The sequence below is a fragment of the Oceaniserpentilla sp. 4NH20-0058 genome (genome assembly GCF_040371755.1).
Taxonomy (GTDB): domain Bacteria; phylum Pseudomonadota; class Gammaproteobacteria; order Pseudomonadales; family Oceanobacteraceae; genus Bermanella.
Genome location: NZ_BAABWE010000014.1, coordinates 1 through 25,261 on the forward strand (window position 1 = coordinate 1; position 25,261 = coordinate 25,261).

Sequence of the window (25,261 nt, forward strand, 5' to 3'; positions counted from 1 at the left end):
TCCTCTGGCTCCGTAACTGGTGGTTGCTCTGGTTCTGTAACTAGTGGTTCCTCTGGTTCTGTCACAGGTGGTTCTATAGCTGGCTGAAAAGGATCATCATTAGACGTTGTGCTTTTTTGTGGCTCTGCTTTATCCGATTTTGAGCATCCGTATAAAAGTACTAATGCCAGTAGCATTCCTAGCTTGGCGTTTAACATCATATTTTTCCGCTTATTATTTATTCAATTAAGTGCTTTTGTTGGGATCAGGGAGTTTAATCTGTATACATTGCAAAAAGAGCTACGTGTTTAGTGAAACCACAAACATTGGTACTTTTACACTAGTTATTAAAAACAAAAAAGCCCTGCTATGCAGGGCTTTGTAAATAAAATAATCTAAATTTACATCATGGCTTGCAGGTAATTTTGAATCCCTATTTTATCAATCAAACCTATTTGCTGTTCTAACCAGTGGGTGTGGTCTTCTTCTGTATCTTCTAGTTGTTTAACCAGCATAGCGCGAGTTTCAAAGTCTTTTTCTTGCTCGCAAATGACAATGGCGTCTTTTAGGTTTTTAACCACTGAATATTCTAGCTCTAGATCATTTTTAAGCATTTCTGGTACGGTTTTTCCCACGCTTAATGGTTCACGTTTAACCATGTCAGGGAAACCTTCCAAGAAAAGGATTCGCTTAATCATCAAATCAGCATGTCCGGTTTCATCTTCCATTTCATGGGCAATGCGCTCATAAAGTTTACCTAAGCCCCAATCTTCGTACATGCGGGAATGGATGAAGTATTGATCCATTGCAGTTAGCTCACCGGCTAACAATGAATTCAAAGTATCTATGACTTTTTTATTGCCTTTCATGTTATTCCTCCGGTTACTCGCTATGCATCATTGACTGTAGATAATTTTCAATGCTGATTTTTCCAATTAAATCTAATTGGGTGTCTAGCCAGTCGAAATAATCTTCTTCGTATTCTAACATCTCACCTAGCATGTCACGGGTAACAAAGTCGGAAACGGTTTCGCAATAAGCAATGGCTTCTTTTAAATCAGCAATACTCAAAGATTGTAATTTAAGATCGCACTCCAGCATTTCTTTTGGATGCTCGCCAATATTCAAACGGCCAAGTTTTTGTAGGTTAGGAATGCCTTCTAAGAATAATACTCGCTCGATAATGGCATCCGCTTGCTTCATATCTTTGATGGATTTTTTGTATTCTTTTTTATCAAGGCCTTCAAAGCCCCAATTTTTGAACATTCGAGCATGTAGAAAATATTGATTAATCGAAACCAATTCATTTTCTAAGCATCGGTTTAACAGTTTGATTACTTGAGCATCGCCCTTCATAACTGCACCCTCTTTAAATTATTTGTGCCAAAAGCATTGAACTTATAAAGATCAAACTCGAATAGAAACTGACTTAGTTAAAATTAATATTCACAAGTAAAATGCCTTTAATAGTGGGCAAAGTATATGTGCTGATACGCCAACTTCCAATTTTAATTTGACAATCTCTCAAATAAAACTATGTAACCTTATTTAGAACAATTTACATTTAGCTTTAAAACAAAAAGTAGGGTTAATTTTCGCATTTTCACCCTCTCAACAAGCAAAATACGGCTTTTGGAAAGTTTTTTATTTTTACTAACATGTTCAAATACTTGTCATTTAAAGTCACAATCCTCCGTGATCATAGGCTGAGCACTTAGGAACTATTCTGAGATTTTTTAATCTTTGATCTATTGAAGATTATTACTTTGCCCACATAATGAGGACAATCTATGAACACACATAAAGGTAAATACCTGTCATGATGAGAATACTGTTATTTTTAGCCACAAACCTTGCGGTGATACTGGTAGCCAGTGTCACTTTAAGCTTACTGGGTGTGGGTGGCTATATGACGAGCCAAGGGCTTGATCACAGCAACCTTATGATTTTCTGCTTGGTATTTGGTATGGCAGGCTCGGTTGTGTCATTGCTGCTGTCTAAATGGATGGCTAAACGCAGTATGGGTGTACATATCATTGAACAAGCCAGTAACGCTGACGAGCAATGGCTGTTAAGCACCGTTAAAGAGTTATCTCAAAAAGCCCGAATCGGTATGCCCGAGGTAGGTGTATTTGCCAGCCCGCAAGCCAATGCCTTTGCAACCGGTTGGAACCGTAATAACGCTTTGGTAGCCGTCAGCACAGGGTTACTCAATAAGATGAGCCGCGAAGAAGTAAAAGCCGTGCTGGGTCACGAAGTGGGTCACGTAGCCAATGGCGATATGATCACCCTGACTTTAATCCAAGGGGTGGTAAACGCCTTTGTGATGTTCTTTGCACGTATCATTGGTAATTTTGTGGATAAAGCCGTACTGAAGAACGACAGTGGGCGCCCAGGATTTGGCTTTTATATCGCAACATTTGTGGCCGAGATGATTCTGGGTATTTTGGCCAGCACCATCGTATTTTGGTTTAGCCGTCGCCGTGAATATCGTGCCGATATTGCAGGTGCCGAACTAGTAAGCCCAGCAGCTATGGTCAGCGCCTTGGCTCGTCTACAAGCTGAATACAACCAACCTAGCGACATGCCAGATGAAATGGTGGCCTTTGGTATTAGTGGTGAGCTTAAAAATGCGTTAGGAGGCTTATTCATGAGCCACCCGCCGCTGGATAAGCGTATCGACGCTCTTAAGCAGCGTTATTCTGCTTAATTCACGCTCTATACTTCATTAAAAAGCGATGCCTAGCATCGCTTTTTTTATGCTTGCTTTGTTAGGATTGGCTAACAACACATTGATTTCGACCATTATCTTTTGCTTGATAAAGGGCTTTATCCGCTTTTTCAAATACCTCTTGATGGGTACAGCCTTTCGCAAAACTGGCTACCCCGCAAGAAATGGTAATTTGCACTCGTGAGCCTTTAAAGTGAAACGGACTCCCCGCAACTTCTGCGCGAATCTTCTCAGCTACTTGCAGTGCTGCTTGAGCATCCGTACCGGGCAAAATCACCACAAACTCTTCACCACCATAGCGTGCCAATAAATCGGTTTGTCGAGTACCTTTTTTTACTTGACGACTAATCAATTGCAGTACTTTGTCCCCTGCTTGGTGACCATAGCTGTCATTGATATTTTTGAACTTATCCACATCGCACACGATGAGGCTCAAATCGCCGCCATAGCGTTCAAAGCGCTGATACTCTTTTTCGATGTAGGCATCGTACGCGCCACGGTTTGGTAACTTGGTGAGACTGTCCACCATGGCTTTGGCTTGGCTTTTGCTGAGATGCTCTTTCGCTTGTTTTAGCTCACTTTCCATATTGATTAAGCGGTCGTTAAGCTCTTTTATATGATATTCAAATGTTTTTTCACGACTTTGCTGCTCGAGTTTAAATATGTCTAATGTGGCAAACACTCGATCCAATTGATGGCTCACTGAGGTTTTTAAATTATCTGGACTTTCAACCCCGTCTTGCAGAACTTGCTTTAACTCGTCTAAATGGCCGCGCATTTTATCATCAAAATCTTTTGAGGCTGATTTAAAGTTTTGCTCTAAATCTTGCCCTTGCACCAGCCAATTTTGTAGTTCACTAAGGCGCTCATTTAGGTTTTTTAGAAACGCTTCAAATTCTTCTTGTTCACTACCCAGTGCGTTGACCACCAGTTCAGATAACACCTCTAACGCAGGTACGATTTCATATAGGTTTAAGCCTTCCTGTACCTTGCTTAATAAGTGCATGGCTCTTGGTTGCTCGGTGTTAGGCAATGTTAGCTTAGGAATTAAACCCTCTAATACTTTGCTAACTTCTGAGGTAACACTGAGCAGGCCTTTTTCAGCGGTCTCAGGGATTTTATAACTGGAGGTTTCGTCTTGATTGAACTCTGACACATCCTCGTTTGAACGCCCCTCTGGAGCAATGGGAGTTTGCTGTTCTTTTTGGAATAATCGGCTAAAAAATCCGCTAGTTTGGCTGTTATCTTGCGCCTCTACACCATTAGCAAGGAACTCAGCCCAACTGGTAATCACGCTGGTAAACGCTAACAGTAAATCCACCTTGTCGGACTTACGCACTTTTTTGCGTACTTTTGTGAGTTCAGCCAATAACGATTTTGGTAGGCCTTCGTGGGTGGTTTCAATATCAATGAGGGTTTGGGTGATTTGACCTTGAAAACCTTGTTGTTTGGCTTGCCAACGTTCAAATCCACCCTCTAACTGCTCTAGAATACGTGTCAGGCCATTTAATTGGTCACTACGCAATAAGTCTCGCATGGACTCTAATTGGCTGTCCATGTCGGCATCACGGCCTTCTGCGGTGATCGACAAACGAATAATGGCGCGTCGCAATTGACCAATATGATCTTGAAATTGCTTTTCGATTTTTTCGTTCTCATCAATGAGATTAAGATATTTGTTTTTCCAGCGGTCGCTATCTGTGCTCATGGCCTCTCCCCTACTGTGTTTAGTATAGGAGAGGATTTCAAGCTTGCTGCATAGGGAGAGGGCGTTTAATTTCCATAGCAATTGGTAGGTGATCTGAAAGCGGTAAATCTAATACACCTACTTGTTTTACCTTAACGCTTTGTGACACCAAGATATGGTCTAAGCCTTTATTGGGTTGCCAACTTGGAAAAGTCTGTAAACCTTCATTGACAGGTTGTAGCGACAAATCTTTTAACGCGCTTAGGCTTAATAAATGTTCTGCGTGAGTATTCATATCCCCCATCAACACCACATGTTTATGCTCACCAATAAGTTGCCGTATATGCATTAACTGGCGGTTCTGTGTACCGCGACTTAAAGATAAATGCATGACAACCACCAGCAAAGCCTGCGCCCCTTCACCAAAGGTAAGAAACATGGCGCCACGACCGGGCAACATGCTTGGTAATTTATGGAACGCCACCTGATCCGGCTCATGGCGAGATAAAACACCGTTACTGTGTTTGGCCATAAGCCCAAAATTGCGGTTAAGCTGCTGATACCAAAATGGAAAGCCTGCTTTACGGGCAAGAAATTCAACTTGATTAATAAAGCCAGATCGAAAGCTGCCGCCATCGGCTTCTTGCATAGCTACTAAATCAAAGTGCGACATTACCTGTGCAATGCGCATCAGCGTAAGTTTACGCTTAGATGAGGGTAAAAAGTGCTGCCAGCTTTTGGTGAGATAATGATGATAACTACCGGTTTCAATACCCACTTGGATATTGAAACTCAGCAGTTTAATGGTTTGGGGGTTGTTCTGTGTAAAGTGCGTGACAGAAACACGGCCTTGAGACTTCACCCCCCCAGACATGGTTACAGGGTCTTACGTGCTTTACGCTCTTGTTCAATTAGGTAATTAACCACGCCAAAGACTTTGTCTTCACCGCCGGCTGAACTGGCATTAACCATATATTTACCATTTACGATAATTGCTGGCACACCTGTTATAGCCCATGAACGAACCAATTGGTCCGCCATTTTTAACTGGCGACGAACACCAAAAGAGTCATCGTATTTATCAAAATCCGCTTCGCTTACACCGTATTGGGCTAAGAACGCTTTTTGATCGTCTTTATCCAATAATGGATTACGCTTCTTATGAATTTGATTAAAGATCTCTTGGTGAACTTTGTCGTTAACTTTTAAAGCCTTGGTTAAATAAAACAAACCTGCGTGGATTTTCCACTGACGGCTAAATTGTGCCGGTAATTGACGGAAATCTATATCGGCCTGTAAGAATTTCTTCCATGCCTGAACCGTTGGTTCAAAGTGATTACAGTGTCCGCAGCCATACCAAAATACTTCAACCACTTCGATTTTTTCAGGATCTCGGGCCATGGTTGGATTAGCCAATACTTTATAATGCTGCCCAGCCACGTATTCTTCAGCCTGAGCAAATAGGGCCGTTACGGATAAAAATGCGACTAAAGCTAAGTTACGCAATTTCATAGATAAATCCTTGATGATTTTTAATTGTTATTAATGAATGGCCGTAGCCTAATAGGACAAAGAGCTTTGAACAAGCGCTTGGGATTAAGTTCCTCCAATTTCTTTTGGACTGGTACAAAAAACAACCGATTCAAGCTGTGGTTAAAGAAACTAATGGAGGAAATACGCCACTCATTCTCGCCAAGGGATAGTATCGTCCTATTCTTTAGGTAGCCATTTCATCAACGTCTGCGCCAGTTTATCAGGGTCAACTGGCTTAGAAACATAATCACTCATGCCCGCTGCAATGCATTTCTCACGATCCCCTTTAATCACATTCGCAGTCATAGCGATAATAGGCGTATCGTGGTCAAGTACTTTGGACTGAGGGTCACGAATCATACGGCTGGCCTCAAAGCCATCCATAATGGGCATTTGGCAATCCATAAACACAATGTCATAGGTGGTTTGCTCCAGTACTTCTATGGCGACTTGACCGTTTTGCGCCAACTCAACCTCAAGCCCCAAATCTTCTAACTGACATTGCGCCACCATTCGATTGATTGCGTTGTCTTCAACCACCAATACTTTACCGGAAAATGTCGCTAATGTTTGTGGGTCATGAGAGATGCTGTCAGTGGGAGTAGCTAGGAGCTGGGAGTGCTGTTCGTCCGATGCTTGCTCAGGTGTTTGGCCATTGTCTAACGTCAATGTAAACCAGAATGTCGAGCCTTTCCCTTGGATACTCGTTACACCAATTTCACCGCCCATTAATTCAACTAATTGTTTACTGATGGCCAAGCCAAGGCCCGTACCACCATAGCGGCGGGTGGTAGAACCATCCGCTTGGCTAAAGCGGTCAAATAGTGTTCGCTGCTGTTCTTCACTCAAGCCTATTCCGCTATCGCTAATTTCAAACTTAAATACCAAATGATCGTTTTCTTGCGATAAAAGCTCATATGCAATGCCAATTTCACCACTAGCGGTGAATTTAATGGCATTGCCTACTAAGTTGATCAATATTTGGCGAATACGCCCCGAGTCAGCAAAAGCCCAAAGCGGCTCATCTGCATTGATTGGGCAAGTGAGTAGTAATCCTTTTTCTTCTGCGCGAAAGCGCATAACGGCATCCAATTCTTGCATTAAAACATTCATGTCAAAATTCAATGGTTCTAATTGGAGCTTACCAGCCTCTACTTTAGAGAAATCTAATATATCATTAATGATACTTAATAAGGATTCTGCGCTGGATTTAACCGTCTTAGCGAATTTATGTTGCACCGGATCAAGTTGTGTTCGCAAGAGCTGGTTGGTCATTCCAATCACCCCATTCATGGGTGTGCGAATTTCATGGCTCATGTTGGCGAGAAATTCACTCTTGGCCTCGTTTGCGACTTCCGCTTTGTTAACTGCTTGCTCTAGCTTCTTAATGGTTTGATTGCGTTCGGTAACGTCATAGTTAATGCCCGTCATTCGAATTGCTTGGCCGTTTTCATCCCATTGCACTTGTGCATCCGCTTTTAAGTAACGAATCTCGCCTGATGGCCACAGCACTCTAAATTCAATATCAAAATTCTTCTCATTATTCAGTGCTAACTGTATGGCCTCCTCACTACGGGCCATATCGTCTGGGTGTAAGCCGTTTTTCCAAGCTTCATAAGCACCGCTAAATTGACCCTCGCTGATGCCATATAGCGCATACATTCGATCATCCCAAATCAGCTTGTTTTCTTGCAGGTAATAATCCCATACCCCAATCCCAGCGGCACTGGTTGCCAAAGATAAGCGATTATTTAACAAGCCTATTCTGGCTCCTAATGCATGAGAGGCATTCTGGAAGTTAGTCACTAACTGAACGATCTCACCAATGTTGCTACTCGGCCAAACTATGTTTTTCTCACTGCCAATTTGATTGGGTAAATCTGCAGAAATGTCAGCCAAGCGGTGCAACGGCCGCGTCAGGATTTTACTTAGAAGCGCCGCAATAAATATCATAGGAATAAACAACGCCGCCACCGCCGCAAAGCTACTGATTGCAGACATATAAAGTTCTTTTTGCATGGGCGCCAGCGGGTATTCAACATGTAATGTCCACTCAGTATTCGCAATGGGTGTCTTAGAAAAATAAGAGGACTCTTTCCAAGCCTGCATTATTGATATATTTCGGGATGAATCAGGGGTTTGCAGGAATACATTGTCTATATCAGTTTTTAATTGCCGCCCTGAAAACGGGGCAAGTTTTTGCGTAGGCTTAAGGCGTTCATCACTTGAAATTACCACATTACCCTTGCTGTCTATTAAAGTAATCAGTAACAAATATTTTGTCGCATGGGCACGAATGGCTCTTTGCACTTGCTGTAAGTTAACCGCCCCTAAGGCAAAGTGAGACAACCGTTGGTTTTTCATCACAGGAACTGAGATCGTAATAACCGGCTCAGAAATCCCCCCTCGACCAATGAACACATCCGACACAATGGGCTGACCACTGGCTGCCAACGCCTTAAAGTAAGCTCTATCGGAAAAATTAAGCCCTATGGTGGATTCACCCTGTTCATTCACAGCGGGGTAAAATGCTTTTGTCGTACCCGTCTCATCAGCGATATAGGCATTATGGAAATTTGGAAAAAGATATTTAATACGGGCCAGCTCTTGTTGAAGCTGCTGAGAAGGCTGTAGACCATGGCTTTCGGGTAATTGCGCCATGGTGGACACAGCCCTTAAATATTGATCCACCCATTGAGATATTTCACCCTTAAGCTGAAAGATTTCCGCCTGTACATTAGTCGCCACTTGTTTATGTAGTGCAATGTTGACCCGATAATTATCAAATAATAAAAGTGAAAGCGTAGGTAGCATAAAAAATACGGCAATCGTATTGAAGATTATATGTTTATACGTATAAACCGAAGGTATGTGCGAGCCTTGCTTACGGATAGCAGGAATGTACAAAAGAAGGCTGGCAATTAAGGCATTGAATAAGCCATTGATGGATTGCTTCAATACAATCATCAGCACAGACTGAGTACTTAAACCCATGACCACGCCGTAAAACACCACCACTAAGATAGATCCTAGTGACAACCAAAAAAGAGCATCTATAAGTACTAAGTTAGTCTGGCCACGACGTAGCGCGATACCAATCCATACAGCCTCCATTGCAAAAATGATGACAGCATATGGATGGTTCCATAAGTAAATCGTATAACTGGCCACGATAACCGCAACCAATACCCCCCAACTCGCACGCAAAAGCACAATGGCCAGAATGCTAAAAATACTGCCAAAAATAAAAGCAACACCATAGGCAATGGGCATGGCTAGGTAATTACCGACCAACCCTAACACCACTAACATCAGTGCGGTGATAACTATTTTGGGGGTAATCTCAATGCGCATGCAGCCTCAATTTGTCCATTCATACCCTCTTACACATCATCCAGCGAAAGTCATTAGCCTTAACGACGCACCGGATAAACATTCTTTAAAAAGTAAGTCTAGACGCTTTTTCTTAATGATGAGCAGATGAACAAAGGGCTTGCGAATTGAAAGGCATGACTAACCGGCACTAAAAAAGCGCTTGAGGCGAAATGAAGACAAGAACGTGAAAACATAGCTTAGAATTTTTGGCAAAAAAAAGAGCCTCCTAAGAGACTCTTCTACGCAAAACATAGTACAGCATGGCTAAACCATTTATTGCGCTCCCAAGGACCTAGTGAAGGCCTTGGATGTACGCTGAAACCGCATCTACTTCTTTGTTTGACATACGACCAGCAATATCACGCATTACTTTACTTGCATCGTTTTCACGCTTATCTTCTTGGAAAAGCACCAACTGCGCTTTGATGTAATCCGCATGTTGACCACCAAGACCAGGGAAGCCCGCCGCATCAATACCAGAACCATCTGGACCATGACACGCTAAACAAGCTGGAACGCCAGTAGCAGTATTACCAGCACGATAGATTTTCTCACCTAAAGCCACTTTATCTTCTGCAGCATAACCGACTGTACGCTTGTTACCCGCAAAAAACGCCGCTAAATCAGCCATTTGTGTTTCATTCAAGGCAGCTACTTGGCCTTTCATGATGGCGTTATCACGATCGCCACTTTTGAAGTCTTTTAGCTGCTTAAGAATGTATTTTTCACCTAAGCCAGCAATTTTTGGGAAGCTAGCGGCGGCGCTATTACCATCTTGTCCGTGACAAGCCGCACAAGGTGCTGCCAGTTTTTTTCCTGCTTGGGCATCGCCTGCATCAGCGCCTGCAACCAAACCTAAAGACAACATCAAGCCAATTGCCAAGTTTTTCATGAATCACTACCTTAAAATACGAATGAAATTAAAATTATTTCGCTTTGCTCATATATTCGATCAAAGCTTTAAACTGATCGTTTGAGCAATCCATGCATAAACCCTTAGGCGGCATCGCCCCTTTACCTTGGGTTACGCTTGTTACCAACGCATCAATACCTGTGGCCAACCGAGGCTGCCATACAGCCACATCAAAGGCTTTAGGGGCACCTGCGACTCCCATACCGTGGCAAGCGCCACAAGATTGAGTATACTTAGCCTCAACGTCAAACCCTTGAGCAGACATTGTGAACATAAGTGAAGCGGCTATTGCGATTACTTTTTTCATGGCTCTCTCTCCGTGCCAATATTCATTTTGGCTTACAGGTCCACATAAAATTTGTGGCATTATAACCAAAGTTAACCCACTTACAACTTGACCCATAGCAGTAAAGGCCACATGAACCCAGTTCAAATCAATTTTCAAAAGGCACGATTCCTCATAAGTGCCCCTAGTTTAAAGCAATGCCCAGAGGATTCAGGGGTAGAAGTGGCGTTTGCTGGCCGCTCCAATGCAGGAAAATCCAGCGCTTTAAATACTTTAGCTCAACAAAACAAATTGGCACGTACCAGTAAAACACCGGGGCGTACTCAGCTTATCAACTTTTTTGAAATTGAGCCGGGTATCCGTATCGTAGATTTGCCCGGTTACGGCTTTGCCAAGGTGCCAGACCGCATGAAGCGTGAGTGGCAGAAGAACATGTCTGAATACCTTGAAGAACGTCAAAGCCTAGTAGGGCTAATACTGGTAATGGATATTCGCCACCCTTTGACTGAATTCGATCTAATGATGTGCGAATGGGCCGCAGAAGCAAAAATGCCCCTTCATATACTGCTGACCAAGGGCGACAAACTCAAACGCGGCCCAGCACAAGCCACACGCCTAAAAGTGAAAAAAGCCCTTGAGCACATGGGAGACTTGCTCACCATCCAAGTCTTTTCTTCATTGAAAAAAGACGGCACCGATGTACTGAGCAGCCGAATATCACAACTTTTATCAGCATCAGACGAACAATCCACTCAGGAAGACTGAAATCCACGCTGAAATAGGCACCCATGGTAAACACGGTGCCTATTGTGTATTCAAAACGCCGCTTCCGACAAATTACTCTTCACCTACTCACAAAACACAAACTGTACCTGATTCAACACAAACCCAAATAACAAAGCCTGAAACTGACAATAAAAACTAGGGCTAGAACAGCACACATATAGGATATTTTGCGCCAAAAAGTCATAGAGGAATTGGTTTTTATAAGTAAACGCTAACCCTAATAGGCTGATTAGTGCTCGCTTTTGTTTTTTTTGTAACAAAGCTGGCAAAAACCATGAGTTGTCCTAACCTCAAAATTGAACCAACTGAGTTTAGTCATGTCTCAGTATGCGTCTCATGTATTTGCGAAAGCTTTACAACCCTTCGGTATCTCCCCAAGAATCGAAGGAACTTCTAGCCTGATCGTTCTCCCCCAATGGCGATCAGGCTTTTTTTTGCCTGTTGCTTTTGCCTGTTGTTTTTGTGGGGTGGGAGATGCTCGCTGCGCTTGATGGGAGACGGGAGACGCGGCTAAAGTGATCGTTTCGCTTATGGTAATGGTGGGTACTCAATTTTAAATAGTACGAGGTCACCAACCTATTCAGTTACATGCCTGTAATGGCAAAATCTAACGCCGCAATAATCTCACTTCGATGATGACTTAACGATCCAACGGGGTTTTGTAAACTCTTCGCTGGCATAGACACAATCTGCGGCACCATTAAATATAACGCTTCACCCTCGTACTCAATTTCAGGGGTTAATTCTTTCAAACCTTGATGGTTAAACCCTTGTGCTCGGGCTAACGGAATCACGATACGCGTGCTGATATCTGAAATAATCGAATTTTGAATATCCACAATATAAGGGTACAAATTTCGAGTTTGCCGACTTAGATTTGGGTAAACATCAAACTGGGCCATTAAAACGCCCTGTATTCGTCACCAAAACAGCCGTTTTCTTCAACCACTTCATTGTATGCGCGAATGGCCGCTTTATTCTCGGTGGACCACTGCGCAGCCTGCTGCTGAGCCAGCTTATCGGTTAACGCTTGCTCTAGGGTAGCGGATAAATTGATGTGTAGCGCCTTACACTTATTCAGTAAGTCACTGTTTACACTCAAGTTTGTGGGCTTTTTCGGGGCTTGCGCATCATAGAGTGGCTCCATGGCTGGATACCTCAAAATTGGGTTTGGATGTCTTTATTATGCGCATATAAATGCGCATGGCAAGATGGATTTTTTATGAAAGATGATCGCTTCGCTGGATGGGAGACGGGAGACGCGGCTAAAGAGATCGTTACTGTGTTGCATGTCATTACGTTTGTGAGAAACCAGCAGGCCGGAATCCAATAAGTAATCAAAAGCTTACGTTGTACGAGGTCACCCCGTGACCGGCTTCGGCGCGCAGCCTTACGAAAATTGTCTAATTGACACACAGTATTTCGTACATACAATGTACATATGATTAAAATCGAATGGGATTCGGCGAAAGCCAAGTCCAACATCAAAAAACATGGAATCTCTTTTGAAGAGGCCCAAACGGTTTTCTTCGATGAATATGCCATTCAGTTTTACGATGACGACAGCTCACAACTGGGAGAAGATCGTTTTCTAATGCTGGGCAACAGCAGCGAAGCCAATCTACTTTTAGTGTGTCATTGTGAACGTCAAAACGGTGATATCATTCGAATTATCTCTGCAAGGAAAGCTACTAAGTCAGAACGTAAATTTTATGAAGGTGGCTAATATGAAAGAAGAATATGATCTTTCAAAAATGAAATCCCGTAAGAATCCTTACGCATCCAAACTAAAAAAGCCTGTCACCATTCGCTTAAGCGAAGACGTGGTGGATTATTTTAAAGCCATGTCCGAAGAAAATGGCGTGCCTTATCAAAGCTTAATTAATTTGTATTTAAGAGATTGTGTTGCGCAGCATCGGAAGTTGGATATGACGTGGAATAAGCATAATTAATGGATAACTAAATAATGAATTTTGATGACGTTTATAAATTAATTGATTTATTAATCCCAGTTTTAGGTCCTATATTAGGTGGGGTTTTAGGTTATTTAACCGCAACTTTTTCTGCTCGCATGGCAAATAAACAAAAAATTTTGGAATTTAAGCTTAATTTACTGAAAGAAGCCTCAATAAACTTCCATAGCTTTGATTCATTATTATTCAAATATCTATTGACATGTTCTAGTTACTATAATGAATACGAGAACATTCAAAATCCTTTAACTGATGAAGAAGAGCAGGAGAAAAACGATTTCCTAGATGAAATTTACACAATGCAAACACAACTATTTGATAAGAACAGTGAGTTACAGTTATTTGAAGCTAAATTATCACTTGCTGGGGCTGTAGGAATAAAAAGTCATCTTGATGATTATTATGAATGGATTAGATATATATCAAAAATTGAAAACGCAGGAAAACCTGAAGCACAAGACGAACGCCAAAAGCTTGTAGAAAAAATACAAAAAGGCATTACAGACACCATTTCTCAATTATAAACGATCTTATATAGAACTCTATATATAAGCTTCACAAGCGAGCAAAATCCGTTGTAAATTCGCAGGTTCCGATTCATAAGTCGCACTTAAGTGCGACCTACAGTTCCCTGATATTAAATTCAAACCGTTTCTAGAAGCGAATTAGGCGCGGGCTATGCAAGGCATATATTTTTTCAAACGAGGCGCACAGTTTGCCTGTGTAACGAGTTTGGAAAAATCAATTCAACGGTGTAGCTAGAAGCGTCACGAGCGCAAACTAGGCGAGGCAAAATTCGCTGAAAACGCGCAGTTTATGTTTTATAAATGAGCATTTTGAAGCGAATTTTAACAAAGCATAGTTAAGCGCAGTAGCTTCCATTTCTTAGTGGGCTTCATCCCAATTTGATCCGGTGCCTACATCTACGACGAGTGGCACATCCAACTCCGCCGCCGATTCCATTATGGTTTTAATCTTGGCTTTGCATTCATCTAACTTGTCTTCGGGCACTTCAAAGATGAGTTCATCGTGTACTTGCATGATCATTTTGATGTCGGTTTCTTGGGCAACCCAATCGTACATTTTCACCATGGCCCGTTTGATAATGTCGGCGGCGGTGCCTTGCATAGGTGCGTTAATGGCGGTGCGTTCGGCGGCCTGACGACGCATGCCGTTGCTGGAATTAATTTCTGGCAAGTGCAGGCGGCGGCCAAATAAGGTTTCTACATAACCTTGTTTGGCGGCGATGTCGCGGGTGCGTTCCATGTAGTCACGCACACCGGGGTAACGCTCGAAGTAGATGTCGATATAGGCTTGGGCTTCTTTGCGGCCCACGTCGATCTGACGGGCAAGGCCAAAGGCGCTCATGCCGTAGATCAAACCGAAGTTAACGGCTTTTGCGTGGCGGCGCTGTTCTGTGGTCACTTCTGATTCATCCACACCCATGATTTCCGCGGCGGTGGCCTTGTGGATATCTTTGCCCTGTGCGAAGGCATCTACTAATCCTTTGTCCCCAGACAGGTGTGCCATGATGCGTAATTCGATCTGACTATAGTCTGCTGCCACCATGATGGAGCCCTTTGGCGCTTCGAATGCTTGGCGAATTTTACGCCCTTGTTCGTTACGGATTGGGATGTTTTGCAGGTTAGGGTCGGTGGAGGATAAACGGCCTGTGGCGGTGACCGCTTGCTGATACGAGGTATGCACGCGGTTAGTCCGCGGGTTGATCATTAACGGCAGTTTGTCGGTGTAGGTGTTTTTCAGTTTGGCCAAGCCTCGGTGCTCTAAAATCACTTTTGGCAGCTCGTAGGTATGGCTTAATTCCACCAGTACTTCTTCGGCGGTGGAAGGCTGTCCCTTGGGGGTTTTCTTGATAATGGGCAGCTCTAGTTTTTCAAAAAAGATGGTTTGCAGCTGTTTAGGTGAGTTTAAGTTGAACTCCTCACCGGCCAAATCAAAGGCTTGTTTTTCAAGCTCAGCTAGGCGAGTTTTGATCTCTTCGCTTTGCTGGTGCAGCTTGGTGGCGTTAACGTAAGCCCCTTGCTGCTCCATGTAAGTGAGTACTTGCACAAGCGGAAGCTCAGTTTCTTGATACAATGTAAGTAATGACTCACTTTTAGCCAGCTTTTGTTTTAATAACTCATGTAGGCGCAAGGTGATGTCGGCATCTTCGGCGGCATACTCGGCGGCTTTTTCGACTTCAACCTGATTAAAGGTCAGTTGCTTAGCCCCCTTGCCCGCAATGGATTCAAACGAGATGCAATCGTGCTCTAGGTATTGTTTAGCAAGGGCATCCATATTGTGTTTGCTGGCGGTACTGTTTAACACGTAGCTTTCTAGCATGGTGTCGTGAGCGATGCCTTTTAATTGAATGTCGTGATTGGCCAGTACGTGGGCATCGTATTTGAGGTTTTGCCCCACTTTTAAAATACTGTCATCTTCTAGTAATGGCTTAAGCTGGGCCAACGTCCAGTTGCGATCTAGCTGTTCGGGGGCTTCTAAATAATCGTGGGCCAATGGAATATAAACAGCTTGATTAGCTGCTGTGGCAAAGCTCAAGCCGACGATTTGCGCTTCCATATAGTTAAGGCTAGTGGTCTCGGTATCGAAGGCAAAGTACGGTGTGGCTCTGAGGGTTTCGATGTATGTGGATAAGGCATCTTCTGTGGATAAAATGGTGTATAAACTTCTGTCCACCGTGGCTTTTTCCACTTTGATCTCGTCCGTCTTTCCTGTGGATAACTCTTTCGACCACGTTTTAAATTCGTATTCGGTGAAGTATTTGAGAAGTAATGACGTATCAGCGGGTTTTACTTCTATGTCTTCTAGGGTGACGTCTAGCTCAACATCGCATTTGATGGTGGCCAGCTCATAAGACAAAGGTAGCTGCTCAAGAGCCGCCCGCAGGTTTTCCCCCACTTTGCCTTTTACTTGATCGGCGTTTTCCATGACCCCTTTTAACGTGCCGTAGGCATCTAGCCATTTAACCGCGGTTTTAGGGCCGCATTTCTCAACACCGGGGATGTTATCCACTTTGTCGCCCATTAAGGCGAGGTAATCGATAATTTGATCGGGGCGCACGCCAAATTTTTCGGATACGCCCGGTACATCCATAAAGGTGTCGGTCATGGTGTTCATTAAGGTAACGTGTTCGGTGACCAGCTGAGCCATGTCCTTATCCCCTGTAGAGACGATGGTCTCGATGCCTTTGGCACTGGCTTCTAGGGCCAATGTGCCGATAACATCGTCCGCTTCTACGCCGTCCACCACCAACAAAGGTAAGCCCATGGCTTTGATGATGTCGTGTATGGGTTGAATTTGAACGCGCAGGTCATCTGGCATGGGCGGACGATTGGCTTTGTATTCGCTGTATAAGTCGTTACGGAAGGTTTTGCCTTTGGCATCAAATATCACCACAACCTTGCTGTCAGCGTAATCTTTTTGCAGTTTACGGATCATACTGATCACACCACGAATGGCATTAGTGGGAAATCCGCTTGTGGTGTTCATTTCACGTATGGCATGAAACGCTCGAAACAAATACGAGGATCCGTCAACCAATATGACTTTTTGTGGGCTAGATGTTGTCATAGGACTATTCTTTTATAAGGCGCAGGCCGTACAATGGCGGTGAATTGAAAATTATTAGCGAGTTTATCATGAAACAGACTCTATCTTGGGTATTAATGGGTTTGGTGCTGTTAGTACCATTAGCAAATGCAGCCGATACGGTTGAGTCTTCCATCGTGATTCGTCACGAGAACGGCGACACCTATTACGAGTACATGGAGAACGGCGCTGTACGGGAAATCAAAGTGGTGCCTAAGCACGGCCCTGTATATTACCTTGTGCCCGCAGGACAAGAAGATGAAGAGTTCAAAAAGCAAACCCAATCCAAGCTTACTGTGCCTAAGTGGGTTATTTTTCGCTGGTAACATGACGGAAGTTTAGAAGTCACTATTATGTCGGTTTACACGCAGTTAGATACACACCAGTTTGAATCTATTTTAAGCCAGTATAATTTAGGCCGCCTGCAATCTTTTGAAGGGGTTGCAGCAGGCATAGAAAACACCAACTATAAAATTCAGCTGTGCACAGCAGATAATCAGCAGGTTTATTTTCTCACTATTTTTGAGCATCTAGATAAACATGCTTTGGATTTTTTCATTCCGTTTTTAGCCCACTTAAAACAACAAGGTTGTGCACTGCCTGCCCCAAAAGCCAAAATAAATGGGGAGTTTTTGTTTAAAACACAAAACAAATGGGGGGTAATATTTGAATGCCTTGATGGGCATCACTTAGATACCATTGAAGCTTGTCATGGCTTCACCATCGGTGCCGAGCTGGGTAAGATTCATCAAGCCTCATTAAATTACAAACAAGCTCACAGCAACCCAAGAGGGTTTTACTGGCTGCAAAAACAAGCATCAAACCCGTCATTAAACATTGTCCCGTCAGACCGTGAATTATTAATGAATGAAATGGCGAACATGCAGCAGCATTGGCAAAATTGGAGCGCCAACAACGAGCTTAAAAAAAGTTTTATTCACGGGGATTTATTTATTGATAACTGCTTATTTTTGCCAAACGGTGAGTTAAGTGGGGTAATTGATTTTTACGCAGGGGGTTTTGATTTCTGTGTTTATGATATTGCCATTTGCATCATGGCGTGGGCACAAACACCAAACCATCACTTAAATAAAAACATAGCTGACGCCATTATAAAAGGCTACGAAAGTGTGCGCCCGTTAAGTGCTAGTGAGCATGAGGCGCTGCCTTATTTTATTCGTTTAGGTGTGCTGCGTTTTTGGGTATCGCGCTTGGTGGCGCAAAGCCAGCAACAAACCGCCAGCTTAACCACCCATAAAAATCCAGACCACATGAAGCAGTTACTGCTTAATCTATCAGATTCAAATTAAACAGCCGTCAACCAAAACAACGCAAAGTTTTTTTGTTTGTCGGTCCAACAGTGTTCGCTTTCAAAGCCCGCCCCTTGTACAAAATTAGCAAAATGATTGGGTTCAAATTTATAGCTGTATTCGGTGGTTATGGCCTCGCCTTTTTTAAAGCTTAACCTTTGCCCAAACAAAGACACAACTTGATCGTACTTACTAATAAGGTGCATTTCGATGCGGCTGAGTGCGCGATTAAAAAAAGCATGATGCTGAAAATTATCAACATTAAAATTGCCATCGCCAATGGCATTTAGATGAGCAAGGCTGTTTAAATTAAATTGTGCGGTTACCCCTTTTGCATCGTTATAGGCAGCGTTAAGTACTTCATCGCTTTTTACTAAATCCACACCAATGAGCATAGCCCCTTGATCGCCAACGGTTTTGCGTACCCCTTTTAAAAACGAAAGTGCTTCATTAGGTGAGAAGTTACCTAAACTGGAGCCGGGGAAAAATGCCACTTTTTTTGCGTTAACAGGCAAACCATGAGGCAGTTTTGCTGGCTGACTATAGTCTAAACAAGTGGCGTGAATTTCAAGCCAAGGAAAAAGCTGACGTAGCGCGATGGCGCTATCAAATAGGAAGTCTTTACTAATATCCAACGGCACATAGGCTTTTGGTTTAAGCGCATCAAGCAGTAACTGTATTTTTGTACTGGCGCCACTGCCATATTCGATTAATACAGAGTGCCTACCGGCTTTGTTGATAATGGCTTCGCGGTAATCTTTAAGCAATTGCACTTCAGTGCGGGTTGGGTAGTATTCATCTAACTGAGTGATGGCTTCAAATAATTCTGAACCGGTTTGGTCATAAAAATATTTAGCGGATATGCGCTTTGGTGTTTGAGTTAACCCTTGCAGTATTTCTTGCTTTTGATCGGACTGCTGCCGATTAAAATCATAAAAAAACACGCCGTGTTGCGCCTTTGGTTGGCTACTCATAACTTACTCCTTGTTATTATTTTTATTCGCTTACATCCTTGGCCAAGCGAATACCATTTTTAGGCCATCTATCTTGAGGATAGAAAAAATTTCGATAAGTAATACGACTATGGCCTTTTGGGGTTAAATCACAACCGCCCTTTAGTACCATTTGATTACACATAAACTTACCATTGTATTCACCAACCGCCCCTTTTGGGGTTTTAAATCCCGGATAGGGTTGGTATGCACTTTGAGTCCACTGCCAGTTGTGATCAATCATATGTGACAAGCTGGTTTGATGGGGCCCATATAAACTTTGTTGAGCCGCTACCTCCCATTCGGCTTCGCTAGGCAAGCGAAACCCTTTCCATTGTGCAAATGCATGAGCTTCATAAAAACTAATATGACTCACCGCTTGTTTTAGATTTAAGGGCTTTAACCCTTGCAAGCTGTATTCGTACCACTCACCGGATTGTTTTACCCAATACAAAGGGTGCTGTACTGCTTCTGCGTTTAACCATGCCCAACCATCACTTAACCACAGCATGCTTTGTTGATAGCCACCGTCTTCTATAAACGCTAGGTATTCTGCGTTAGTTACAAGGGAGCGGCTCAATTGAAAACTGTTTAAATAGGTTTGATGTTTTGGGGTTTCGTTATCAAAACAAAAGGATTGCCCGTGATGGCCAATTTCAAACAAGCCCCCAGAGAACTCTTCAAAACCTTCATGGTGAATTAATTGGCTTGGGGCATCTAATGCTAAGCCGTATTGCGGATATAAAGGGTTTTGAAAAAAGTTAAACTTTAAATCCATCAGCAGTAACTCTTGGTGTTGCTGTTCGTGGTTCAGCCCTAACTCGATTAGCTGGCATTGCTCATTGTTGGCATGTTGTAAAAAGTGAATCATTTGTTGATCCACATGCTGGCGGTATTTTATCACTTCTTTAAATGACGGACGGGATAATAAATGACGTTTAGGCCGAGCAAACTGCTCGCCTACACCATTGTAATAACTGTTAAATAAATATTGGTATTGCTCATTATACGGCTGATAAGCCGACTGACTGGCAATCAATAGAAAGGTTTCAAAAAACCAAGTGGTATGAGCCAAGTGCCATTTTACTGGACTAACAAACGGGGCCGCTTGTAAGGCGCAATCTTCAGGGCTTAAACAGTGAACCAAATGTTCACTGTATTGACGCACCTGTTCATAGCGTTTTTCTAGGTTCAACTTAGAATGGGCGTCTACGTTCGCATCCAATGCAGTAGTCATGCGCTTCACTTTTTTATTATGAAGTATTCAGATTATTACCTGTTGCCCAGCCTGACAAGCGACCATTACACCCAATATTTTCAAGCAATTAAATAATTAACTAAAAATCAATTACTTAGCTTTAAGACACGTTTGAAACTGCATTAATAAATAATCATAAAAAGCGAAAAACTTGCCATCGTTCACATTAAATTGAGAGCCGATTGGATCAATATCCACCACAGGCACATTAGTACCTTGCTGTAATTTTTTCACAATGCTCGCTTTGAACTGAGGTTCAATAAATAAACAAGTTGCTTTGCCGTCACTTAATATCTGGCGCACTTTAACAAGATGACGTGTACCGATGGGCTGCTCTGGGTTTAATGCTAAAGCAGCCACTTGGTTTAGCGCAAAATAGTTAATCCAGTAATGGAAGGCGTCATGAAAACTAATAAAGCCTGCATCTAATCCTTCAAGTTGAGTTTTTGCTTTTAACTGCCATTGCGCTAATTGCTGTAAAAAAGCGTTGGGTTCTTGCAATGACAGTTGCTGTTGCACCATATTTAAAATACTACTAATGGCATTAGGGTTAAGCCAAATATGCGGGTCGTGTTCCCCGTGGTTATGGCCGTCATGGTGATCGTTCGCCTCTTCTGCTAATTCAAATAAACCTGAAAGATCTAGCGCCGAGGTATGACCAGCCACCAGCTTGGTCAGGTAGGGCTCCATTTCATCCCCTAACCAAATCACATGTTGGGACTGAGCCACTAGCCTGCGATGGCTCGGTTTAAGAGCAAAATCATGGGGGGACTGATTTGGCTTCATTAAAGTGGTAACGTGCAAATCGGGCCAAGCGCTTTTTATCAGCATGGCAATTGGGTGAATTGACACCAATACGCTGGGGGTATCTGGTTTTGACGACTGCGCTTGGGTGTTGATTGCCATGACCATTAAAGCCAAAGCCATTATCCAAGCTGTAAAACCTTGCATGGCGACTCCATTATTTTTACCGCTATTAAAGGCCCAATATGATACCCTATCGCCCTTTCTTTGGCGTGTAAAAGTGTAGGTAAGGTAGCCTCTGGCATGAACGATTATTTAATTAAACTGAGAAACGTCAGTTTTGTACGCCAAGGCCGCACCATACTCAAAGACATTAACCTTTCTGTGCATCGCGGTGAAATCGTCACCCTGATCGGGCCAAATGGCGCAGGTAAGAGCAGCTTACTCAAACTGGCTTTAGGCCTAGAAACCATCAGCAGTGGCCAACGCACTTGCTTGCCTAATTTACGCATTGGCTATATGCCGCAAAAAATGAGCCTGCCAGAAACACTCCCCTTAAGCGTTAAGCACTTTTTGGAACTGGCCAAGGGCTATCATAAAAGCCAATTAATGAATGTCTGCGAACGGCTTAATATTACAGAGCTGCTAAATCGTCCTATGCAAAAGTTATCCGGTGGCGAGCTACAACGCACACTACTGGCGCGAGCATTATTATCCAACCCTGAATTACTGGTGCTAGACGAGCCAGTACAAGGCTTAGATGTCAGTGGTCAAGCGGAACTGTATCACCTTATTAGTAACTTAAAAGACGAATTAAACTGCGGCGTATTAATGGTAAGCCATGACTTGCACCTAGTTATGGCCGCCACTAATAAAGTGATTTGTCTTAACGGCCATGTTTGCTGTGAGGGACATCCGCAAACGGTGCAAAACGACCCAAGCTACCTAGAGTTGTTTGGCCGCTCTATGCCTGCTCATTTAGTGCCTTATACCCATCACCATGATCACACCCACGGCGAACATTGCCAGCATGACCATAAGGAAGAACATTAATATGATGTGGCTATTAGATTCCCTATTGGCAGGTTGGATTTTAAGCCTCATGAGCGGCCCATTGGGCAGCTTCATTGTTTGGCGACGCATGGCATACTTCGGTGACACCTTAGCCCACAGTGCGCTGTTAGGTATTACCCTAGGCTTTGTATTCGAGGTACAACTGAATTTAGCCATTGTACTGTGTGCGGTATTTGTTGCGTTAATTCTAGCGAGCTTACAGCGCCAGCATTTCATACCCAGTGACACGTTATTAGGGTTAATGGCACACACCACGTTAGCCGCAGGTTTAGTCACTTTGAGCTTGGTGGATAACGTACGCATTGACTTAAACGCCTACCTATTTGGTGACTTATTAGCCGTCACCCGTGAAGACTTAATCACACTGGCCATTGGCGCGGTACTGGTCTTAGCGGCGTTAAGCCGTATGTGGAAAGGTTTATTAGCTGCCAGTGTCTCTGAAGAGTTAGCCCAAGTTGAAGGCTATCAAGTGGCCAAGCTGCGCTTGTTATTCATGGTGTTATTGGCCGTGGTGATTGCAGGGGCCATGAAGCTGGTAGGGGTATTATTGATCACTGCGTTATTGATTATTCCTGCAGCGGCTGCGCGCCCTTTAAGCCAAGGGCCAAAACAAATGGCTGCATTGGCCACTATTATTAGCATGCTGGCTGTCGCCATGGGGTTAGGGCTTTCTTACTATTTTGATACCCCAGCAGGGCCAAGCATTGTGCTCACCAGTGCGTTTTTCTTTTTGGTGAGCCAAAGCGGATACCGCTTAATTAAGAGTTAATTAAGCTGATCATTTAGATAGGCACTCATTTCCTCAGGTTTAAGCGGTGACGTGAAAAAGCCCACATATTCCCCTTGTGGATTCACTAATACCACTTGTGAGCTGTGATCCATCAAATAGCTGTTTTCATCGTCCCCGTGGGGCTGCTTTTGAAAGAAAATATGCATTTGTCGGGATAAGGCCTCTACATTGTTTATATCCCCACTCCACGCCTGAAAGCTGGGGTTAAAGTACTCAATATAGGCCTTTAGCTGCTCAGGGGTATCTCGCTTAGGGTCTACCGAAACCAGTACCACTTGAAAGGCGTCCGATTTAATCTGGGCGGCGGCTTTGTTTAATTCCACCAAGGTGGTTGGGCACACATCAGGGCAATAGGTGTAACCAAAGAAAACTAGACTCCATTTACCCAGCAAACTTTGCTCATGAATGGTTTGTGCATTTTGGTCATACAGGTTGATATCAGTGATCTTTATCGACTGAGGCAATGGCTGATAACTTTCCGGTAGTGACTCACTGCAACCGGATAACACCCCAACCACTAGGCACAAGACAATCAAAACACGCTGACGCATAATACTCTCCCTTTACTTAAGCCTAATCATGCCAAGATCCACCGCATAAATGTAGTGATTCTTAGTATTTAACCCAAACTCATAAGGCCCCCATTGAATTCTCAAATCCGTACTCATAAACAGCTATGGTATTTGGCCATTCCTGTGATGCTGTCTAATGTGTCCGTACCGCTATTAGGTTTGGTGGATACCGCCATTTTGGGCCACCTAGACGACAGCCGCTACCTAGCAGCAGTGGCCATGGGCTCAAGTCTAGTGACCTTTGTATTTTGGAGTTTTGCCTTTTTACGCATGGGTACCACGGCTATGGTGGCCAAGCACTATGATCACCCCATTAAACGCCAAGGCGTGCTGCAATCGGCCGGTCTTTTAGCACTAGGTATTGGTATATGTGTCATGGCTATTTCACAGCCACTTATCCAGCTTATGTTAAGCCTAGTAAGTCCAGTTGAAGGGATTGTTCCACTAAGCGAACGCTACCTCAGTATTCGGTTTTATTTTGCCCCTATTTCATTGCTCAATTACGCCGCTCTTGGGTATTTAATTGGCATGGGTCGCACACGTGACACTTTAATTATTTTAATCAGCAGTAATATTTTAAATGGTCTACTCAATTATATTTTAGTGTATTGGTATCACTTAAATAGTGATGGCGTTGCTTATGCAACCAATGCGGCTGAAAGCGTACAACTTTTACTTGCGCTTGCGTTTATTCGACCTGCGCTTTTTAGTTTAGAATCATTTAATTTTGCAAAAGTATTTTTTAAATCTTTTTTGCAATTAAATGGTCATCTTTTTGTGCGAACTTTTTTTCTGTTATTTACTTTTGCATTTTTTATGAGCAAAGGCGCACAACACAGTGCGGCATTATTAAGTGCCAATGCCATTTTAATTAACCTATTAATGTTTATCAGTAATGCATTAGATGGCTTTGCCATTGCATCCGAATCATTGGTCGGTCAAGCATTAAGTAAACGTAAATTTAAAAAAATTAAACACGTTATATACGTTAGTGGTATTTGGTCGTTTATTTTTGCAATTATATTTTGTTTCGTTTTATGGATAGCCAGCGATCATATTTTACGCTTGCTTACATCTCAAGAAGCTGTATTAGCAATTGTTAATATTTTAAATTACTGGTTAATTTTTCTTCCCATAGCCGGGTTTGCCAGTTATTGGCTAGATGGCATTTATGTGGGCTTAGCCCAAGCAAAGCATATGCGTAATAGTGTTTTGTTTTCTGTTTTTATTTTATTTTTACCCATTCAATTTTTATTTTCTGATTGGCAATATCATGGCCTTTGGTTTGCATTCTTTGCCTTTTTATTGGGCAGGGCAGGTTGGCAACTATTGACGCTTAAAAGTGTTTTGCACAAAATTGAACACTAAGCCACAAATGATATTTTTATTGGTCTATTTTCTGGCATTTATTTGTTAGTGAACTAATCTTAAATTCATCAATATAGTGCTAACAATAAAAACGAATTAAGGCTCTTTTCTTATGGATTTATCTTCTAAAAACCACCTACATTTTCATTGTGATTACTGCGAAATTCTCGTAATTTAACTGCGCGAATCGAAAAAAATAATAACAATAAAACGATAATAAAAATGAAACTGAACTAGCAAATTAGGCCGCCATATTAGCCACAAGTTTGCAAGGAGACACA

Annotated in this window: 26 protein-coding genes; 10 read left to right on the top strand and 16 right to left on the bottom strand. The window is 42.9% G+C overall.

All coding sequences use genetic code 11. The annotated features are described in order from the left end of the window. From ABWV45_RS14905 to bfr (ABWV45_RS14915), 3 genes are all read right to left on the bottom strand, one after another. Positions 1 to 200 (bottom strand): hypothetical protein (locus ABWV45_RS14905; protein WP_353352517.1); only part of this gene is annotated, 200 nt, incomplete at its 3' end. A 180-nt stretch (positions 201 to 380) separates the two neighbouring features. Continuing rightward, positions 381 to 848, bottom strand: a complete 468-nt coding sequence (bfr, locus tag ABWV45_RS14910) for a bacterioferritin (RefSeq protein WP_353352518.1) — start codon at positions 846 to 848, stop codon at positions 381 to 383. Between the two features lie 13 nt (positions 849 to 861). After that, positions 862 to 1,335: a bacterioferritin gene (bfr, locus tag ABWV45_RS14915; protein ID WP_353352519.1), complete on the bottom strand. Its 474-nt coding sequence runs from the start codon at positions 1,333 to 1,335 to the stop codon at positions 862 to 864. Positions 1,336 to 1,798: 463 nt separating this feature from the next. Between bfr (ABWV45_RS14915) and htpX the strand changes: the two genes are divergently transcribed. Beyond that, positions 1,799 to 2,689 carry a protease HtpX gene (gene htpX / locus ABWV45_RS14920; RefSeq protein ID WP_353352520.1) on the top strand — a complete coding sequence of 297 codons (891 nt, stop codon included), beginning with the start codon at positions 1,799 to 1,801 and terminating at the stop codon, positions 2,687 to 2,689. 61 nt (positions 2,690 to 2,750) lie between these two features. Here the strand turns inward: htpX and ABWV45_RS14925 are convergent, their stop codons facing one another. The 6 genes from ABWV45_RS14925 to ABWV45_RS14950 all read right to left on the bottom strand — a co-directional run bounded on the left by ABWV45_RS14925 (position 2,751) and on the right by ABWV45_RS14950 (position 10,525). Further along, positions 2,751 to 4,418, bottom strand: a complete 1,668-nt coding sequence (locus tag ABWV45_RS14925; RefSeq protein ID WP_353352521.1) for a diguanylate cyclase — start codon at positions 4,416 to 4,418, stop codon at positions 2,751 to 2,753. Between the two features lie 37 nt (positions 4,419 to 4,455). Further along, a complete protein-coding gene (locus ABWV45_RS14930; protein WP_353352522.1) occupies positions 4,456 to 5,271 on the bottom strand; it encodes an endonuclease/exonuclease/phosphatase family protein in 816 nt (271 codons plus the stop codon). A gap of 2 nt (positions 5,272 to 5,273) precedes the next feature. Further along, a complete protein-coding gene (locus tag ABWV45_RS14935; RefSeq protein WP_353352523.1) occupies positions 5,274 to 5,909 on the bottom strand; it encodes a thiol:disulfide interchange protein DsbA/DsbL in 636 nt (211 codons plus the stop codon). 198 nt (positions 5,910 to 6,107) lie between these two features. After that, positions 6,108 to 9,284 (bottom strand): ATP-binding protein, encoded by a 3,177-nt coding sequence (locus ABWV45_RS14940; protein WP_353352524.1) that lies wholly within the window; start codon positions 9,282 to 9,284, stop codon positions 6,108 to 6,110. 313 nt (positions 9,285 to 9,597) lie between these two features. After that, positions 9,598 to 10,197: a c-type cytochrome gene (locus ABWV45_RS14945; RefSeq protein ID WP_353352525.1), complete on the bottom strand. Its 600-nt coding sequence runs from the start codon at positions 10,195 to 10,197 to the stop codon at positions 9,598 to 9,600. A gap of 34 nt (positions 10,198 to 10,231) precedes the next feature. Beyond that, entirely contained in the window at positions 10,232 to 10,525 is a 294-nt protein-coding gene (locus tag ABWV45_RS14950; RefSeq protein ID WP_353352526.1) for a c-type cytochrome, read from the bottom strand. A 111-nt stretch (positions 10,526 to 10,636) separates the two neighbouring features. Here ABWV45_RS14950 and yihA point away from each other — a divergent pair, with 111 nt between their 5' ends. Continuing rightward, positions 10,637 to 11,269 (top strand): ribosome biogenesis GTP-binding protein YihA/YsxC, encoded by a 633-nt coding sequence (gene yihA, locus ABWV45_RS14955; protein WP_353352527.1) that lies wholly within the window; start codon positions 10,637 to 10,639, stop codon positions 11,267 to 11,269. 605 nt (positions 11,270 to 11,874) lie between these two features. Here the strand turns inward: yihA and ABWV45_RS14960 are convergent. Then, positions 11,875 to 12,192, bottom strand: coding sequence for a CcdB family protein (locus tag ABWV45_RS14960; RefSeq protein ID WP_353352528.1), 318 nt, complete (start codon positions 12,190 to 12,192; stop codon positions 11,875 to 11,877). After that, on the bottom strand, positions 12,192 to 12,437 hold the full coding sequence (locus ABWV45_RS14965) for a type II toxin-antitoxin system CcdA family antitoxin (protein ID WP_353352529.1): 246 nt from the start codon (positions 12,435 to 12,437) through the stop codon (positions 12,192 to 12,194). Before ABWV45_RS14965 ends, ABWV45_RS14960 begins: the two co-directional genes overlap by 1 nt. A 294-nt stretch (positions 12,438 to 12,731) precedes the next feature. On the opposite strand from ABWV45_RS14965, the gene ABWV45_RS14970 reads away from it, so the two are divergent. Genes ABWV45_RS14970 through ABWV45_RS14980 form a run of 3 tightly spaced genes read left to right on the top strand, consistent with a single transcriptional unit; the run spans position 12,732 to position 13,787 of the window. Further along, positions 12,732 to 13,016 carry a BrnT family toxin gene (locus ABWV45_RS14970; RefSeq protein ID WP_353352530.1) on the top strand — a complete coding sequence of 95 codons (285 nt, stop codon included), beginning with the start codon at positions 12,732 to 12,734 and terminating at the stop codon, positions 13,014 to 13,016. Between the two features lies 1 nt (position 13,017). Continuing rightward, positions 13,018 to 13,242, top strand: a complete 225-nt coding sequence (locus tag ABWV45_RS14975; RefSeq protein WP_353352531.1) for a BrnA antitoxin family protein — start codon at positions 13,018 to 13,020, stop codon at positions 13,240 to 13,242. A 14-nt stretch (positions 13,243 to 13,256) separates the two neighbouring features. Next, the gene (locus ABWV45_RS14980) at positions 13,257 to 13,787 is read left to right on the top strand and encodes a hypothetical protein (RefSeq protein WP_353352532.1); all 531 of its coding nucleotides are present in this window, start codon (positions 13,257 to 13,259) and stop codon (positions 13,785 to 13,787) included. 361 nt (positions 13,788 to 14,148) lie between these two features. Here ABWV45_RS14980 and polA read toward each other — a convergent pair whose 3' ends face one another. Next, the gene (gene polA / locus ABWV45_RS14985) at positions 14,149 to 16,854 is read right to left on the bottom strand and encodes a DNA polymerase I (RefSeq protein ID WP_353352533.1); all 2,706 of its coding nucleotides are present in this window, start codon (positions 16,852 to 16,854) and stop codon (positions 14,149 to 14,151) included. 68 nt (positions 16,855 to 16,922) lie between these two features. Between polA and ABWV45_RS14990 the strand changes: the two genes are divergently transcribed. After that, a complete protein-coding gene (locus ABWV45_RS14990) occupies positions 16,923 to 17,198 on the top strand; it encodes a DUF2782 domain-containing protein (RefSeq protein WP_353352534.1) in 276 nt (91 codons plus the stop codon). Positions 17,199 to 17,225: 27 nt separating this feature from the next. Continuing rightward, on the top strand, positions 17,226 to 18,182 hold the full coding sequence (locus tag ABWV45_RS14995) for a homoserine kinase (protein WP_353352535.1): 957 nt from the start codon (positions 17,226 to 17,228) through the stop codon (positions 18,180 to 18,182). Here ABWV45_RS14995 and egtD read toward each other — a convergent pair. The 3 genes from egtD to ABWV45_RS15010 form a co-directional block, all read right to left on the bottom strand. Then, positions 18,179 to 19,156 (bottom strand): L-histidine N(alpha)-methyltransferase, encoded by a 978-nt coding sequence (gene egtD, locus ABWV45_RS15000; RefSeq protein ID WP_353352536.1) that lies wholly within the window; start codon positions 19,154 to 19,156, stop codon positions 18,179 to 18,181. The genes ABWV45_RS14995 and egtD overlap by 4 nt on opposite strands. Before the next feature lie 22 nt (positions 19,157 to 19,178). Continuing rightward, the gene (egtB, locus tag ABWV45_RS15005; RefSeq protein ID WP_353352537.1) at positions 19,179 to 20,411 is read right to left on the bottom strand and encodes an ergothioneine biosynthesis protein EgtB; all 1,233 of its coding nucleotides are present in this window, start codon (positions 20,409 to 20,411) and stop codon (positions 19,179 to 19,181) included. A gap of 111 nt (positions 20,412 to 20,522) precedes the next feature. Further along, positions 20,523 to 21,383 (bottom strand): metal ABC transporter solute-binding protein, Zn/Mn family, encoded by an 861-nt coding sequence (locus ABWV45_RS15010; RefSeq protein ID WP_353352538.1) that lies wholly within the window; start codon positions 21,381 to 21,383, stop codon positions 20,523 to 20,525. Between the two features lie 96 nt (positions 21,384 to 21,479). Here ABWV45_RS15010 and ABWV45_RS15015 point away from each other — a divergent pair, with 96 nt between their 5' ends. Together ABWV45_RS15015 and znuB are read left to right on the top strand one after the other, a co-directional pair. Beyond that, positions 21,480 to 22,229, top strand: a complete 750-nt coding sequence (locus tag ABWV45_RS15015) for an ATP-binding cassette domain-containing protein (protein WP_353352539.1) — start codon at positions 21,480 to 21,482, stop codon at positions 22,227 to 22,229. A 1-nt stretch (position 22,230) separates the two neighbouring features. After that, positions 22,231 to 23,019, top strand: a complete 789-nt coding sequence (znuB, locus tag ABWV45_RS15020) for a zinc ABC transporter permease subunit ZnuB (RefSeq protein WP_353352540.1) — start codon at positions 22,231 to 22,233, stop codon at positions 23,017 to 23,019. On the opposite strand, the gene ABWV45_RS15025 is transcribed toward znuB, so the two are convergent. Further along, the gene (locus ABWV45_RS15025) at positions 23,016 to 23,591 is read right to left on the bottom strand and encodes an SCO family protein (RefSeq protein ID WP_353352541.1); all 576 of its coding nucleotides are present in this window, start codon (positions 23,589 to 23,591) and stop codon (positions 23,016 to 23,018) included. The genes znuB and ABWV45_RS15025 overlap by 4 nt on opposite strands. Positions 23,592 to 23,684: 93 nt before the next feature. On the opposite strand from ABWV45_RS15025, the gene ABWV45_RS15030 reads away from it, so the two are divergent. Next, on the top strand, positions 23,685 to 24,980 hold the full coding sequence (locus tag ABWV45_RS15030) for an MATE family efflux transporter (RefSeq protein ID WP_353352542.1): 1,296 nt from the start codon (positions 23,685 to 23,687) through the stop codon (positions 24,978 to 24,980). Positions 24,981 to 25,261 lie beyond the last annotated feature (281 nt).

Bases quoted from the DNA above. Each gene is read 5' to 3' on its own strand.
- bfr (WP_353352518.1), bottom strand. From the start codon at position 848: ATGAAAGGCAATAAAAAAGTCATAGATACTTTGAATTCATTGTTAGCC.
- bfr (WP_353352519.1), bottom strand. From the start codon at position 1,335: ATGAAGGGCGATGCTCAAGTAATCAAACTGTTAAACCGATGCTTAGAA.
- htpX (WP_353352520.1), top strand. From the start codon at position 1,799: ATGATGAGAATACTGTTATTTTTAGCCACAAACCTTGCGGTGATACTG.
- ABWV45_RS14925 (WP_353352521.1), bottom strand. From the start codon at position 4,418: ATGAGCACAGATAGCGACCGCTGGAAAAACAAATATCTTAATCTCATT.
- ABWV45_RS14930 (WP_353352522.1), bottom strand. From the start codon at position 5,271: ATGTCTGGGGGGGTGAAGTCTCAAGGCCGTGTTTCTGTCACGCACTTT.
- ABWV45_RS14935 (WP_353352523.1), bottom strand. From the start codon at position 5,909: ATGAAATTGCGTAACTTAGCTTTAGTCGCATTTTTATCCGTAACGGCC.
- ABWV45_RS14940 (WP_353352524.1), bottom strand. From the start codon at position 9,284: ATGCGCATTGAGATTACCCCCAAAATAGTTATCACCGCACTGATGTTA.
- ABWV45_RS14945 (WP_353352525.1), bottom strand. From the start codon at position 10,197: ATGAAAAACTTGGCAATTGGCTTGATGTTGTCTTTAGGTTTGGTTGCA.
- ABWV45_RS14950 (WP_353352526.1), bottom strand. From the start codon at position 10,525: ATGAAAAAAGTAATCGCAATAGCCGCTTCACTTATGTTCACAATGTCT.
- yihA (WP_353352527.1), top strand. From the start codon at position 10,637: ATGAACCCAGTTCAAATCAATTTTCAAAAGGCACGATTCCTCATAAGT.
- ABWV45_RS14960 (WP_353352528.1), bottom strand. From the start codon at position 12,192: ATGGCCCAGTTTGATGTTTACCCAAATCTAAGTCGGCAAACTCGAAAT.
- ABWV45_RS14965 (WP_353352529.1), bottom strand. From the start codon at position 12,437: ATGGAGCCACTCTATGATGCGCAAGCCCCGAAAAAGCCCACAAACTTG.
- ABWV45_RS14970 (WP_353352530.1), top strand. From the start codon at position 12,732: ATGATTAAAATCGAATGGGATTCGGCGAAAGCCAAGTCCAACATCAAA.
- ABWV45_RS14975 (WP_353352531.1), top strand. From the start codon at position 13,018: ATGAAAGAAGAATATGATCTTTCAAAAATGAAATCCCGTAAGAATCCT.
- ABWV45_RS14980 (WP_353352532.1), top strand. From the start codon at position 13,257: ATGAATTTTGATGACGTTTATAAATTAATTGATTTATTAATCCCAGTT.
- polA (WP_353352533.1), bottom strand. From the start codon at position 16,854: ATGACAACATCTAGCCCACAAAAAGTCATATTGGTTGACGGATCCTCG.
- ABWV45_RS14990 (WP_353352534.1), top strand. From the start codon at position 16,923: ATGAAACAGACTCTATCTTGGGTATTAATGGGTTTGGTGCTGTTAGTA.
- ABWV45_RS14995 (WP_353352535.1), top strand. From the start codon at position 17,226: ATGTCGGTTTACACGCAGTTAGATACACACCAGTTTGAATCTATTTTA.
- egtD (WP_353352536.1), bottom strand. From the start codon at position 19,156: ATGAGTAGCCAACCAAAGGCGCAACACGGCGTGTTTTTTTATGATTTT.
- egtB (WP_353352537.1), bottom strand. From the start codon at position 20,411: ATGACTACTGCATTGGATGCGAACGTAGACGCCCATTCTAAGTTGAAC.
- ABWV45_RS15010 (WP_353352538.1), bottom strand. From the start codon at position 21,383: ATGCAAGGTTTTACAGCTTGGATAATGGCTTTGGCTTTAATGGTCATG.
- ABWV45_RS15015 (WP_353352539.1), top strand. From the start codon at position 21,480: ATGAACGATTATTTAATTAAACTGAGAAACGTCAGTTTTGTACGCCAA.
- znuB (WP_353352540.1), top strand. From the start codon at position 22,231: ATGATGTGGCTATTAGATTCCCTATTGGCAGGTTGGATTTTAAGCCTC.
- ABWV45_RS15025 (WP_353352541.1), bottom strand. From the start codon at position 23,591: ATGCGTCAGCGTGTTTTGATTGTCTTGTGCCTAGTGGTTGGGGTGTTA.